At 28.9% G+C, this 14221-nt stretch carries 11 protein-coding genes; 2 read left to right on the forward strand and 9 right to left on the reverse strand.

What is annotated here, in order from left to right; genetic code table 11:
• The first annotated feature begins 270 nt into the window (after nt 1-270).
• Entirely contained in the window at nt 271-2127 is a 1857-nt protein-coding gene (locus Q1X91_RS14115) for a GerMN domain-containing protein (RefSeq protein ID WP_300758993.1), read from the forward strand.
• An 11-nt stretch (nt 2128-2138) separates the two neighbouring features.
• Here the strand turns inward: Q1X91_RS14115 and Q1X91_RS14120 are convergent, their stop codons facing one another.
• The 6 genes from Q1X91_RS14120 to Q1X91_RS14145 all read right to left on the reverse strand — a co-directional run bounded on the left by Q1X91_RS14120 (nt 2139) and on the right by Q1X91_RS14145 (nt 8820).
• Nucleotides 2139-2960, reverse strand: a complete 822-nt coding sequence (locus Q1X91_RS14120; RefSeq protein ID WP_300758995.1) for a hypothetical protein — start codon at nt 2958-2960, stop codon at nt 2139-2141.
• A complete protein-coding gene (gene lpxB / locus Q1X91_RS14125; RefSeq protein ID WP_300758997.1) occupies nt 2957-4087 on the reverse strand; it encodes a lipid-A-disaccharide synthase in 1131 nt (376 codons plus the stop codon). The genes Q1X91_RS14120 and lpxB overlap by 4 nt, the downstream gene beginning before the upstream one ends.
• Nucleotides 4088-4114: 27 nt before the next feature.
• The gene (gene lpxA / locus Q1X91_RS14130) at nt 4115-4909 is read right to left on the reverse strand and encodes an acyl-ACP--UDP-N-acetylglucosamine O-acyltransferase (protein WP_300758998.1); all 795 of its coding nucleotides are present in this window, start codon (nt 4907-4909) and stop codon (nt 4115-4117) included.
• Between the two features lie 13 nt (nt 4910-4922).
• Nucleotides 4923-5387, reverse strand: coding sequence for a 3-hydroxyacyl-ACP dehydratase FabZ (gene fabZ, locus Q1X91_RS14135; protein ID WP_300759000.1), 465 nt, complete (start codon nt 5385-5387; stop codon nt 4923-4925).
• 132 nt (nt 5388-5519) lie between these two features.
• A complete protein-coding gene (locus tag Q1X91_RS14140; protein ID WP_300759002.1) occupies nt 5520-6707 on the reverse strand; it encodes an iron-containing alcohol dehydrogenase in 1188 nt (395 codons plus the stop codon).
• Between the two features lie 772 nt (nt 6708-7479).
• Nucleotides 7480-8820 carry a CoA-disulfide reductase gene (locus Q1X91_RS14145; protein WP_300759004.1) on the reverse strand — a complete coding sequence of 447 codons (1341 nt, stop codon included), beginning with the start codon at nt 8818-8820 and terminating at the stop codon, nt 7480-7482.
• A 215-nt stretch (nt 8821-9035) separates the two neighbouring features.
• Between Q1X91_RS14145 and Q1X91_RS14150 the strand changes: the two genes are divergently transcribed.
• Nucleotides 9036-10034 (forward strand): tetratricopeptide repeat protein, encoded by a 999-nt coding sequence (locus Q1X91_RS14150; RefSeq protein WP_300759006.1) that lies wholly within the window; start codon nt 9036-9038, stop codon nt 10032-10034.
• Nucleotides 10035-10039: 5 nt separating this feature from the next.
• Here the strand turns inward: Q1X91_RS14150 and Q1X91_RS14155 are convergent, their stop codons facing one another.
• From Q1X91_RS14155 to Q1X91_RS14165, 3 genes are all read right to left on the reverse strand, one after another.
• A complete protein-coding gene (locus tag Q1X91_RS14155) occupies nt 10040-10516 on the reverse strand; it encodes a PepSY-like domain-containing protein (RefSeq protein ID WP_300759008.1) in 477 nt (158 codons plus the stop codon).
• Between the two features lie 135 nt (nt 10517-10651).
• Nucleotides 10652-10825, reverse strand: a complete 174-nt coding sequence (locus Q1X91_RS14160) for a hypothetical protein (RefSeq protein ID WP_300759010.1) — start codon at nt 10823-10825, stop codon at nt 10652-10654.
• An 843-nt stretch (nt 10826-11668) separates the two neighbouring features.
• Entirely contained in the window at nt 11669-14050 is a 2382-nt protein-coding gene (locus tag Q1X91_RS14165; protein WP_300759015.1) for a transglycosylase domain-containing protein, read from the reverse strand.
• Nucleotides 14051-14221 lie beyond the last annotated feature (171 nt).

Here is a 14221-nt window from a genome sequence, read left to right on the forward strand (position 1 = left end):
ATATGTCTTAAATGTATTATAATACCTGAAATTTAGGTTAAAAATGCAGTCTTTTTGGTTCTTTGTGTCAACAAAAGAACTGGGGTGTGGGGCAAAGCCACACAAATATCAAAATTTAAAAAATTTATTTTTTGACAAACTATATTTGTTTAGGTATATACTAATATCACTATATACAAATTTTCAACTTGCATAATAAATAAAATTCTAATCGCATTGAGCTTTTTATCGATAATGAAAACGATACATATTATACTATGGAGTAATAAAGTGCCAAGATACGAGCAGCTTAAAGCCAAATCTAAAGGTATATCATATACAAGACAAATACGCAATGAAAGCAAAGAGATAAATTTAAAAAAGCCTTTGATTATATCTGTTCTTTTTATCATTATTGCTGCTGTCATTTTTACCACTTTCAAAAAATATTCTCCTATGGTAGATATAGCAATAAAAGATTTTTTCTCTATTAATCATAGAGAGGCTTTGGCTTTGGAAAGTGATGGTATGTCTGAAGATACTGATAAAATGAGCTTTTTGAATAATATACCATTATTTAATTTCTTCATTAAAGCAAATACTAATGAAACTTTATCTGTAATGACCTATGAAACTAATTCCAAAATAGAAGCCGCTTTAGATACATTAACAAATGATTATAATTTTACAAACTCTAATATAATAACTAGAGAATCTCTTCTTCCTTTTTTTAATAACAGCGGAGCAAGTAATTCTATTCTTTATGACAGCGGATATGTAGACTACGGAAATAATCATGCTTCTGTACTGTTTAGAGATGAAAATAATAATTCAAATAATAATATAAATAATATAATAGATGAAAATACAGAAGAATATATAAATAGTGATAATAATATAAGTACTGATAATAATAACTATAATTATTTAGAGCAGATGATTCTAGAAAACAGAAATAATAATAATTCATCATCAAGAAGAAATAATATCATAAGTAATAATAATTCAGCAAATGAAAATAGAGATGTAAAAAATAATTCTTCAGCTATAAATAACTCTCATTCAGTAAACAATTCTTCTAATGAAAATAAAAGAATTGAAACAAATACTAATACGCCTAAAAGTATATTTGATGATATTCTAAAGCCTAAAGAAAATATAAAAAGAGAAACTACAACTATGAAGCCTGCATCTTCTACTACTTTCTCAAGCAGACCGCCTCGCAGCTATAATAATACTAATCAATATAGAAGTGCAGATGAACACTTGAAAAATAATAATACTGTAAATAATACAGATAAGTATATAGAGCAAAATAATGAAACTATACTATCATCAGACAGCTCTATTAAAAGAGAAGAAAACAGAATAATAAAAGAAAGTATTAAGAAAGAAAATAATTCTTCTTCTATGCCTGCACAGGATAGAAAGGATATTATCCGCTCTTCTATATATACAATGACTAATTCTTTGGATAAGGCTAATATTGATTATAATAGAGTTATAAATGATATGGTTAATCCAAATAATAATAATGTTATTAAAAGAGAGGATAATACTAAGAAAGAAGACAATATAAAAAAAGATAATTCTATTAAAGATGAAAATAATAGTGTAAACAGTATCAAAGAAGATATAATGAAAAAAGCCCAAAATGATATTAATAATTATAATATTAGAAAAGCAAATAATACTGTAGAGAGGGCTTCTTTAGAGAGAGCTTTAAAAGATAATAACGATGAAGGTATATATTTGGTAGAATACAGCGAAAGCACTGGAGCTATAACATTAATATTTAGAAGCAGAAAATTTAATAATAATTCTTCTATAAAAGAGGCTATAGATGAACTTCTTATTGGTGCTACAGATGAAGAAAATAACAGAAACATTATAAGCTGCATACCTAAAGGCACTAAATTACTTGACATATTTGTAGAGGATAACACTGTATATTTAAACTTTAATGAAAACTTTGAGTTTAATCCTTTGGGCAGCGAGGGAACTATGGTACAGATTTATCAGTTTGTATATACAGCTACTCAGTTTGAAGGTATAGATAATGTTATATTCCTTATAAATGGAGAGCTTCATGAAACTATAGGTTCTGAGGGTGCTATAGAGAATATGCCTTTTAAAAGATTTGAATAAAAAAATATTAATTAATATTTATTATATACTATAAAGCTGAATTCTTTTCTTATAGGAAGTATCAATTTGGAATGTGTTTTATTGTTCTCGTCGTATATTTGTAAATGATTATGCGGTTCAAGGTTTTGATTAAAAAGTCTTAAATCGCATAAGGCAAGACCAAATCCTGCACTTTCGCTATTGTCCAACTGCTCTGTGAAGAATTTTTCTATTAGATTTTTTTTATAGTATTCTTTGAAAGTTAATCTTTTAGAGTCTATTCTAGTTCTGCTTATCATAGTTAGCGGTGCATCATTAACTATTTCAAAGTATATATCATTTTTATTTATTCTTGAGAGCAGTTTAATTGTTAATTTCTTTTTTATATCTTGATTGCATAGAAGTAATTTTGAGTATTTTTCTTCATCTATTGGTATATTATTATCAATATCTTTTATAAGTTTATTTTCTAATCTTATATATTCTTTAAGTTCATTTTTAGTATCATCATCTTTTAATATATTAGAATATTCGCTCATTATATCATAATCATCAAAATATTCTCCGCTTTCTATTTTTTTCGTGAAATTAGGGAATTTTTCTTCCAGTATTTTTATTGTTATGATATGGAGATATCTAGCTTTAATGGCATTAGATATAAGTTCCATTATAATATACACAGCATCACTTGCATATTTTTCTATTTTGTATTTTTTTAATATTTCTTCTATTATAAATATTATTTTTTGCTTAGTAATATTATCAAGCCAAGTAATATAAAATTTAATAGGTTCTTTTTTATGATTTTTTATATACTGCTGTATTTCTTCTATATTAGTTGAAGCGTCTATCATGATTTTATAATCTCTTTTGCTATGCGTTCAAGCACATTTTTTTCGCCTAAAGTTTCTCTTACTCTAAGCAGATTGCTGCTTACTTTTTTATAATATTCTTTATCGGTTAGATATTTTATAATATGACTTGTAATAGCATTCGGATTACAGTCATTTTGCAGTAATTCTGGAGCTGCCTCTTCATTAAGCAGAACATTAGGCATTCCAACATACTTTATATTTGTAAGTAATTTGCCAAGAAAGAATGTAATATATGATATTTTATAGCATATTACCATAGGCTTACCATAACATGCAGCCAAAAGACTTGCAGTACCGCTTGACATTATTAAGGCATCAGAGTATGAATATACATAATCTTTATCTTCTCCTGATAATAGTGAGTAGCTTACATCTTTTAATAAATCTTTATAATTATCAATAATTTTTTTTATAGGTTCTGTATATTCAGGGTATGCTATAGGTATTACAAATCTTATATTGGACGAAAGCATATCATTAAGCATTTTTATAGATTTGATAAATACAGGAGCAAGCTGTTTTATTTCCTGATGCCTGCTTCCAAAAAGTACTCCTACTGTATATTCTTTTTTAGGCATATTAAGTTCTGGTATTTTTTTATCATAATCCAAATCAGCAAATGGATGTCCGCTATACATTACATTGCAGCCGTATTTTTTATATACTTCATAATCAAATAAAAATGGTGTTATTATTTTTTTAGCAGAAAGAAGTTTCTTTGCATTCCAAGCTCCCCATATACCTACATGAGGCGGAAAATAATATATATATTCTATATTATTTGCCTTGCAGTATTTAGCTAAAAGTAAATTAACTCCCTGATTATCAACTAAGAGCATAATATCTACTTTATTTTTTTTAAGATAGTCCTGAAGTATATTGAAAGCACCAAGTTTTTTAAAAGCATATACTGGATTAGCACCCTCAAATATTCCCATAGTGGATAAAGTAGACATGTCGGATAATATATTGACATTTGCTTTTTTCATTTCAACGCCGCCGAATCCGTCTAAAATTATACTAGGGTCTAATTCCTTTATCTTTTTTGCTAATAAAGCTCCTTGAATGTCGCCAGATACTTCTCCCGTAGCTATAAATATTCTCATATTGTTTGTAGTTTTATTTTGAACAAATTATACAGTTTTTTTAGGAGTAATTCCTCTTCTTGCTTTAGAAATAAACTCTACAATACTTCTAGCTATATCATTTAATGAATTGTCATTTAAATATGTATCTAAAAACTCTTGTTTTGTTTTATTCCAATTATACCACATATCATAAGCTGCTTCAGCCTGAGATATCTGCTCGGATGTAAAACCAGCTCTTCTCATACCAACCAAATTTAATTTATAGATAATGGCCTCTCCAGCATGAGCTGTCAAAGCAAAAGGAAGTATATCTCTTCCAACTGCAGACATACCGCTAATCATAGCATACTGTCCAATAGCACAAAATTGATGTATTACACAGTTTCCAGATATAAAAGCACCTTTTTCTACTCTTACATGCCCTGCTACTAAAGCACCATTACATATAATTACATTATCCTGTATTTCGCAGTCATGGGCAACATGACCTGTAGCCATTATATAACAGTTATTTCCTATTGTTGTTTTTGCATTTTCTTTAGAAGCTCTGTGTAAATTAGCGAACTCTCTGATTTCATTTCCATCTCCTATTTCTAGGAAAGTTACTGTTTTTCTGTCAAAGTGTATATCCTGAGGCAGATTGCCTAGAACAGCATGATCATGAATAATATTATTTTTTCCTATAGTAGTATATTCTTTTATAACTGTATGAGCACCTATAACAGTATTTTCTCCGATATTTACTTCTCCTTCTATAATAGCATAAGGACCAATTACGGCACTATCTGCTATTTTGGCAGATTCCGATATAATTGCAGTTTTATGTATATTATTTGACATTTTAATTTCCTAATTATTTTTCTATTTTCATAGCCTCTTTATCTACTAAGAATAACCCCAAATCAGCAGAGCATGCAAGTTTATCATTTACTTTAACTTCGCCATGTGTCTTGAGCAGATTGTTACTGAATGCTTCAACTGTAACAAACATATCCATAACATCGCCCGGTATTACAGGGTTTTTAAACTTTACATTATCTATTTTAGCAAAGAACATAAACTTTTTGCCGTATTCATCAGGCTTTAAAATCTTTGTATAGCAGTATATTCCAGAAGTCTGAGCTAATGCTTCAACCATTAAAACCCCAGGCATAATAGGGCTTTCAGGAAAATGTCCAGTGAATTGGGGTTCATTAAAAGTTACATTTTTTACAGCATGTATTTTTCCTTCTTCAATACTTTCTACTTTATCTACAAGCAGAAAAGGGTATCTATGAGGTAATAATTCCATTATTTTGTTTATATTAATTTTTTCCATTTGTCATATTCCTTTAAACAAATAAATATAAAAAAAATTATATTAATATATGTAGAATTATATCATATAATGATAAACCTTACAAGTAAAAATATATATGATTTTTACTTGTAAATTATTTATATTTTTTAGTTAAACATTTGCCATCTTAAAAATATTATAAACATCATCTCTATTTAAAGCTCTAAAATGTTTAAACTCTAGTTTTCCGTCTTTTATACATCTTCTTGTTAAATCTTGTAAAACTTCTTCGCTTTGCACGCCAATTCCTAGCTCTGTAAAATTAGTAGGCATGTTTATTTGTTTAAAATATTCTATAGTTTTTTCTATGCCTTTAAGTCCAGTATCATCATCTATACCCCAAACATTTTTTGAGTACTGAATAAATCTTTGTCTCTTATCTTTAAGGCAGTATTTAGCCCAAGAACCCCACATAGCAGAAAGACTTGCTCCATGGGCTACATCAAATTTCGCACTTAATTCATGACCGAATTTATGAACTATAAAATCAAAACTAAGTCCAAGACCAGTTAAAGTATTATGAGATAAACTTCCGCACCACATAAGCTCGCTCATAGCGTCATAATTAGTTTTGTCTTTCATAGCTATTAATCCATTTTTAAATATTGTTCTCAAAACCGCCTCAGCTATAGCATCAGTTGTCTGATTATTATCACCGTTTACAGAGCCTTCGCTGTCTCCAAAATATCTGTCGAATGTATGCATAAGCATGTCTGATATTCCGCATGCCACCTGATAATAAGGCAGAGTAAATGTAAGACAAGGATTCATTATTGCAAATTTAGGACGGTTAAACTCTGTAGGAAGTCCTCTTTTATCTAATGTTTCTTCATTTGTAAGTACTGCCGAATTACTTGTCTCACTTCCTGCTGCTGATATTGTAAGTATGCAGCCTATAGGCATACTTTTTTCTACTTCTTTTACTCTAGTCCAAAAATCCCATATATCAATTTCTGGATTAGATGCCCCATGTGCTATTGCTTTGGCTGTATCTATAACGCTTCCGCCTCCTACTGCCAGTATAAAATCAGCATCAAAATCTATTGCTTTTTTTACGCCTTCTCTTGCATGGGATAGAGTAGGGTTAGCTCTCACATTACCAAATAATTCATATTCTATATTTTCTTTTTTTAATATGTTTTCTACTTTATTGAGAAGTCCGCTTTCTTTTACGCTTTTTGTGCCGTATACCGCCAATACTTTTTTGCATCCTAAATTTTTTATTTCACTGCCAACTTTGTTTTCTGTATCTTTTCCAAATATTACTTTTGTAGGATTATTAAATATAAAACTTTGCATGTAAATATCCTTATGTTTTTTATAGTATTATAAATATTTTTCTTTGTTAATCAAGTTGGTATGATGCAGTTTATTTTTTTATATATTTGTTTAGGTATATACTGAAAATTTTTAACTTTGTCAATTGGTATACATTATACAGAATTATCAACTTTTTTGTCGCACACGCTTTGCGGGCTTCGCCAAAGTTTTTATCCTTCGGATACGTTTCACGAAAAACGCAATTTCTAGAACTTTATATTTTAAAGATATGTATTAAACGTATGGTAATCTCTGAAATTTGGGCTAAAAATGCAGTCTTTTTGGTTCTTTGTGCCAACAAAAGACTGTATTTGTTTAGGTATATACTAAAAATTTTTGAGTTTGTCAATTTTTTTTATTCAACTTTTTCCCGCCGCAAAAAGTTGCAAAAAGTGCAAGTAAAAAAATAATACTAAATAGTACTAATTATTTTATATGTATGATAAATTACTAAATTTAGTGTAAAATGTAGCCTTTCGCTTCCGACACCACAGGTGGACTTCGTCGGCACGCAGAGCGAGGCAGACAGGTGTCATAAAAGAACTGGGGTTGCCGAAGGCACGCAGAGCGGGCACGACTGTGTGCTTCGCAGCAAAGCCTCGCAAATATCAAAATTTAAAAAATTTATTTTTTGACAAACTATATCTGTTTTAGGTATATATTAAAAATTAAGGCTTGAATTAGAATAAAAAACTCTAATATCAAGCCATAATAAATATTAAAAAAATGAGTATACTAATATGCTTAATTATTATTTAGCTGCATTTCCTGCAACATTAAGTGAATCCCAAGTTCTAGCAAAAGGCGGAGCATAACATAAATCAAGCATTCCTAATTCATCTACAGTAATACCTGCATATATACAAGCTGCTATAACATCACATCTTAATACTGCCCCTCTTTTACCTAATATCTGACCTCCTATAATCTTTCTATTGTCTTTTAAATATATTAATTTTATATGCAAATCCTGATAGTCTGGATAATAATGAGTATGATCCAAATCTTTTATAGTAACAGTTTTATAATCCATATTTCTTTTTTTAGCTTCCTCTTCAGTAATACCAGTTCTTGCCGCCTCTAGCTCGAATGCAAGTATGCAGGCACTAGTTAAACTTCCTGCAAATTTTTCATGTCCTCCAACCAAATTACTAGCAGCCATTCTTCCAAGTTTGTTGGCACCAGTTGCAAGAGCAGCATAAGTTTGACTGTCAGTTACTCTGTCATATATGCTTGCACAATCGCCTGCAGCATATATGCCTTCAATACTTGTTTTAGCTTCTCTATCTACAAGTATAGCTCCATTATCCATTAGTTTTATTCCAGCTTCTTTTGCCAAATCACTATTAGGAACTACACCTATAGCAACTACAACATAATCAGCATCATATTTACCTTTATCTGTAACAACAGCTTTAACATTATTATTACTATCAGCTTCTAATGATAAAACTTTTTCATTAAGACGCAAATCAATATTTTCTTTGATATGCTCTATTACCATATCAGAAAACTCTTTATCAAATTTACCTCCAAATACCCTGTCAGAACGCTGTATCATAGTAACATTTTTGCCTGTGTGCTTTAATGCATGAGCTGCCTCTACTGCTATAAAACCAGCTCCCAAAACCACAACATTTTTTATATTTTCATCTTTCATTTTTTCTTTCATGCTGATAGCGTCTTTAAAATCTTTTAAAGTAGATACATTTCCTATATTAATGTTTTCAATATTTGGTATTATTGATTTAGCACCTGTAGCTATAAGTAAAGAATCATAACTATCTTCAAACTCTTTATTATTATCTATATCTTTAACCAATACCTTCTTGTTTTTAGCATCTATTTTTAATACTTCATGTTTCACTTTCAAATTGATTCCAGATTTTATAGTAGCCTCAGCAGTCCTTGCTATCATAGTATTAGGGCTTTCATAGAAACCTCCTACATAATAAGGCATTCCGCATGCTCCCCAAGAAACTACATCAGTTTTTTCATATACAGTAATTTCTGCTTCTTTATCTAGTCTTCTTGCTTTGGCAGCCGCACTCATTCCAGCAGCTACTCCGCCTATTATTATAACTTTTTTCATATTTAGAAACTCCTTTATTATATTTTCATCTATATACCCATATATAGTATATGTATTTTAATTATATTTGTCAATTTTTAATTATTATTTTATATTATATTATTAAAATTTAAAGTAATTAAAAAGGCTGAAAAAGTTGAAAAAAAACTAATTATGAATATACTAGTATATAATTTTTTATTTAATAATTATGAGTAATGGGATTAATAGTTATTATGGATAATGATGATAATTTAGAAAATAGAATTAATGATATGATATCATATTATAAGAATATATTAGAGCAGGATTCTAATAATTATAAAGCAATGACTGATTTTGGTATTTTTTATACACAGCTTGGAAGGCATATTGAAGCTATAGAGATATTTAAAAAGGCATTAACTATCAATAATAATGATTACTCTTTATACAGACTTATAGGTATGTCATATATAAAAATAAAAAATTATCATAAAGCTATAATATATTTAAAGAAGGCTTATCAGCTTGAGAATAATGATTATATAAGTTTAAATTGGCTTGGGCATTGCTATATAAAAATATGCAGGTATGAAGAGGCTGTAAAAATATTGAACAAATCTTTTATTATAGCTCCGAAAGAATATATTAATTGGCGTAATTTGGGTTTGGCTTTATATCATCTTAATAGAATTGATGAAGCAATAGAGTCATTTGAAAGGGTTATGGAGCTTAATAAATATGATTATGACAGTTATTATTATTTAGCTATTTGTTATAAAGAAAAATATGATTATAAAAAGGCTGTAGAAATATTTAAAAAAATAATAGAAGCAGAAAATAATAATTACTCGGCTTATTTTAATGCTGGACTTTGCTTTTTTATGCTTGATGATTTTTCAAATGCTTTGATTTATTTTAATAATGCTCTTAATATAGAGAATAACGATTATCTTATTTATTATTATATAGGAGTATCTTATTATAATATAAAAGACTATATTAATGCTATAGAGTATTTAAATAATTCTATAGAAAAAAATAATACTCATTCTTCTTCATACTATTATTTGGGATTATCGTATTATTCTGCTGGTCTTTATGATAATGCTGTTAATATGCTTGAAGAATGTGCCAAACTAGATGAAAGCAACAGAGAAATATATATGTCTCTTTCAAGTGCATATAGTGCCTTAGGAGACAGTGAAAACTCTATAATAGCATTTAATAAATATAAAAATCTTAAAGGCTAATTTAATTATTCTTCTATATTTTCTTCATCATCATCAAGAACTGTAGTATTGATTATAATGCCGTATCCGCTTATTTCTAATTGATATTTATCATCTAATATTATTATAAATACTTTATCTTTTCTTTCTATATCAGTTATTTTTGACAAAGGATATTCACTATCTATAACATTAACCATAGATTTATGTATGCAGCTTCTTGGTATTCCTTGACTTTTGGCTTCATCTGTTACAGCAGTAATTTTTTTCCATAAGCCTGTATGATAAAATACAAAATGATATCCAAAATCTATATCTGTCTCATAACCGCCGCCGCCCTGATATAATGATACAGTTTCTATATTATTTCCAGGGAAGTTTAAGTTAATAAAGTTTTTGGCTTTAAGAGGAAGAGAGTTTTCTGTTAAAGACTGAGAATACAAAAATATAGTGCATATAAAAAGACATATGCAGGTAATAAAAATATTTTTTACACATTTCATAATTATTATAATATTTCGTATTTTATTATCTTTATATTAATAATTTTTTTTATTTTTATCATATTTATATAAAAAAATAATGACTTAAAACCTTATAGTGTTAAGTCATTATTTTATATTTTTAAATTAATTATATTATTCAGCAAATATACCAGTTTCAGATTCTTTTATAACATCATTATATTCATCAATTAATGATTTGTATTCTTTTTCATCATTTAATATTAAAGCATCATCTGGTATTAAGGCATCATTATAATGATTATGCTGTTCTTTTATATTATTTTTTATTATATTGTTTTCTGTCATAATATTTTCTCCTTTTCTTAAATTAATATATTCTAGTTTTTGTGATACTTATTATATATAATGTACATATTATATTGTTTATTTATTATATTATAGAAGAAATTAGCTAATTTTTTATTTATAATCAACCTTTCTAGTATATTATAATAATAACAATTTTTTTTAAGTAGGTATAATTTTTTTGAGATATTATATAAATATTTAAAAAATATAATTGTTTCAGTATATACTGAAAATTTTTAAGTTTGTCAAAAGTTAGTTTTTAAAATTTATTGTTTGTGGTGGCTTTGCCCTGCGAAGCACGCAGTCGTGCCCGCTCTGCGTGCCTTCAGCAACCCCAGTTCTTTTATGACACCTGTCAGCCTCGCTCTGCGTGCCGTAGTCAGGCGAAAAGACTGCATTTTACACTGAATTCAGTAATTTATCCTACATATAAAATAATTAGTACTATTTAGTATTATTTTTTTACTTGCACTTTTTGCAACTTTGACGAAGTCCACCCGTGGTGTGCGGCTGGAAAAAGTTGAATAAAAAAAATTGACAAACTCAAAAATTTTTAGTATATACCTAAACAAATATAATTTGTCAACTTTGAGCTATTGATAAATGTAATTATAAGTTATAAATAGTATAAAGTATTATTAGTAATTAATAAAATAAGTTTTATAAGTTTAAAATGTAAAACAAATAATTTATTTTTTATAATAATAGGTAATCAGCCGCACGTATCGTTGACATTTGATAAGAATAAACAATACTGTGTGGGAAGATGCCCACGAAGCGTCCCGAACGAAGATGATGGAGAGCTCGCGGTTGACAAACTTAAAAATTTTCAGTATATATTCAGCTTCTTATATTGCCTATGCTTGGATCTTCTATATTATCATTTGGAAGTAAGTATATATTATTATTTTGGTCATTGTTATTATTTTGATTATTTTGAATATTATTATTTTCTTCCTGCTGATAAGTATTAGCACCTTCTTCTAAAGGAGTATAGTAAAAGTCATCATCCTCTTCTGCCCCTTCATTAGTGACAGCATCATTTCTTTGAGTACCGCTTCTTATATGGTCTATAGGGCATTGAGTAGATAAATCAACATTTCCTCCTACTGTAAGAGGGGCAACATTTACGCATGTATGATTTCTAGGGAGACCTGAATCCTGACAAATTTCTACAACTAATACATCATTAGGTATAGGCCAATGGAATTCTCTTTTAGATGACGGAGTTATAGCATTAAGATATTGAAAAGTTGCTAAAGCAGTAGTAGCACCTCCTGTTACATTATTTGGGAGCAAATCATTTCTGTCGCTTCCTATCCAAGTAACTGTAACTATTTCATCGTTATATGCAGCAAACCAATTATCTCTGTGTTCGCTTGTTGTACCTGTTTTAGCAGAATATGAAGGATATTTAAATCCGTAAGTATTAGCACTTCTGTATGCAGTGCCGCCCGGTGCTATAACTTTCTGCAAGGTAGTATTTAAAAAATAATATGATGAAGGAGAAGTAGCACTTATTTTATGAGGGGTTCTGTCTACCAAAGCTGTAACGCTAAGCTCATTTCCGTCCATATCAATAACCTTATCTACTATATATGGTTTATATTTTATCCCTCCGTTTGCCAAAGCACTATATGCTGATGCCAAATCAAGAGGACTCATCTCCATAGTACCTAAACCTATAGATAAAGCATTTGGTATATAAGCATTCTCTCCAAAAAACTCTCTTGAATGCTCTATAAAATATGAAAGCCCTATATCATTTAATAATTTAACTGCTATTGTATTAATTGATTTTGATAAAGCTGTTTCTAAAGTTATTTCTCCTCTATATCTTCTGTCGAAGTTTCTAGGAGAGTAGGCAGGCTTACCTGCCCCCTGAGGATAAGTATAATTAGTATCAAGCATAGTAGAAAAAGGCTGTGCTCCGCCTTCAAATGCATACAAATATATAAAAGGTTTTATTACGCTTCCTATCTGTCTTTTAGCCTGCACTGCTCTGTTAAACTGATTTTGAAGAGTATAACCGTCTCCGCCTATCATAACAAGTATACCGCCTGTTTTAGGATCTATTGATACCATTGCTCCCTGATAGCTTCTATTAGAAGTGCTTGACTGCAAAGATCTTATATTTTCTTTCATTACAGAATCGGCTGCTCTGTAGTATCTTTCATTTACTGTTGTATATATTTTTAACCCAGATAATGCAAGTTCATCTTTATTAAAATAGTTTAATAACTCTTGTCTTACATATTCATTAACATATGGAGTTCTGTTTACTGTCATTTTCCATTGAGCACCTTTTACCTGTTTATTGATATTTGTATATTCTTTATCAAATAAATCAAGTTCTTCCTGCATTGTTTGTTTATCTATAATATTGTTTTTTACAAGTCTTGATAATATCTGCTCAACTTTTTTTCTGCTGTTATCTGGATTATTAACTATAGAATAGTATGTAGGATTAGGAAGCATACCAACTAATATAGCATATTCTAATAATCTGCATTGTCTTAAAGGCTTATTGAAATAATGATTAGCAGCAGCTTCAAATCCATAGTTTCCGTCTCCTAGATAAACAGTATTAAAATACATCGCTAAAATTTCTTTCTTTGTGTATTTCTCTTCTATCTCTCTTGCTGCAAACATTTCAAATAATTTACGCTCTATAGTTCTTTCACTTTTTGTAAATAGAAGTTTGGCTAGCTGCTGAGTAAGTGTTGAGCCTCCTCCTACTATTCTTCTTGTTAAAATAGTCTGAATACCCAAATATGCTGTTCTGAAATAGTTGATACCTTTATGAGAATAGAATTTCTGGTCTTCCATTAAAAGAAGAGTCTGCTCTAAAAGAGGATTAATATCATCTACATTAACAACCTCATAAGCAGGAGGCATATATTCACCTATAAGTATATTATTTCTGTCATATATTTTTGTAGGCGGAGAATCTCCAAACGGATTTAACGGATTAAAATACCTTATTCTCTTTTCATTTCCTCTTATAACTATTATATCATAATATTCGGCAAGCATAGCCATACTTTGATCTCTTCTTGAAACCCAGTCTTTATATACTCCTCCTACAAAGTACATACCTACTATACCAACTGCAACAAATACAAATAAACATATAATAAAAATAGTTAATATAAATTTTTTTAATTTAGATTTCTTCTTTTTAACGCCGTTATTATTTTCTTGATTTTTTTTCTTAAACATTTATTAATAATCACCATATTGACATAATATTTTTCTATATCATACTATAATATATATATCTTTGCAAGCAGAATTTGTTTAAGAGCCATAGATATTGCACAGTTTTAGTTTAAAAAAAGGAGGTATTCCTTATAATTTAAATTATCACAACAAACAAAAAGGAATACCTAT

It is taken from the genome of uncultured Brachyspira sp. (assembly GCF_949287625.1).
Lineage (GTDB): Bacteria > Spirochaetota > Brachyspiria > Brachyspirales > Brachyspiraceae > Brachyspira.

What these genes read in the sequence shown, in the direction of transcription:
- Q1X91_RS14120 (WP_300758995.1), bottom strand. Translation starts at nt 2,960, where the DNA reads ATGATAGACGCTTCAACTAATATAGAAGAAATACAGCAGTATATAAAA.
- lpxB (WP_300758997.1), bottom strand. Translation starts at nt 4,087, where the DNA reads ATGAGAATATTTATAGCTACGGGAGAAGTATCTGGCGACATTCAAGGA.
- lpxA (WP_300758998.1), bottom strand. Translation starts at nt 4,909, where the DNA reads ATGTCAAATAATATACATAAAACTGCAATTATATCGGAATCTGCCAAA.
- fabZ (WP_300759000.1), bottom strand. Translation starts at nt 5,387, where the DNA reads ATGGAAAAAATTAATATAAACAAAATAATGGAATTATTACCTCATAGA.
- Q1X91_RS14140 (WP_300759002.1), bottom strand. Translation starts at nt 6,707, where the DNA reads ATGCAAAGTTTTATATTTAATAATCCTACAAAAGTAATATTTGGAAAA.
- Q1X91_RS14145 (WP_300759004.1), bottom strand. Translation starts at nt 8,820, where the DNA reads ATGAAAAAAGTTATAATAATAGGCGGAGTAGCTGCTGGAATGAGTGCG.
- Q1X91_RS14150 (WP_300759006.1), top strand. Translation starts at nt 9,036, where the DNA reads ATGGATAATGATGATAATTTAGAAAATAGAATTAATGATATGATATCA.
- Q1X91_RS14155 (WP_300759008.1), bottom strand. Translation starts at nt 10,516, where the DNA reads ATGAAATGTGTAAAAAATATTTTTATTACCTGCATATGTCTTTTTATA.
- Q1X91_RS14160 (WP_300759010.1), bottom strand. Translation starts at nt 10,825, where the DNA reads ATGACAGAAAACAATATAATAAAAAATAATATAAAAGAACAGCATAAT.
- Q1X91_RS14165 (WP_300759015.1), bottom strand. Translation starts at nt 14,050, where the DNA reads ATGTTTAAGAAAAAAAATCAAGAAAATAATAACGGCGTTAAAAAGAAG.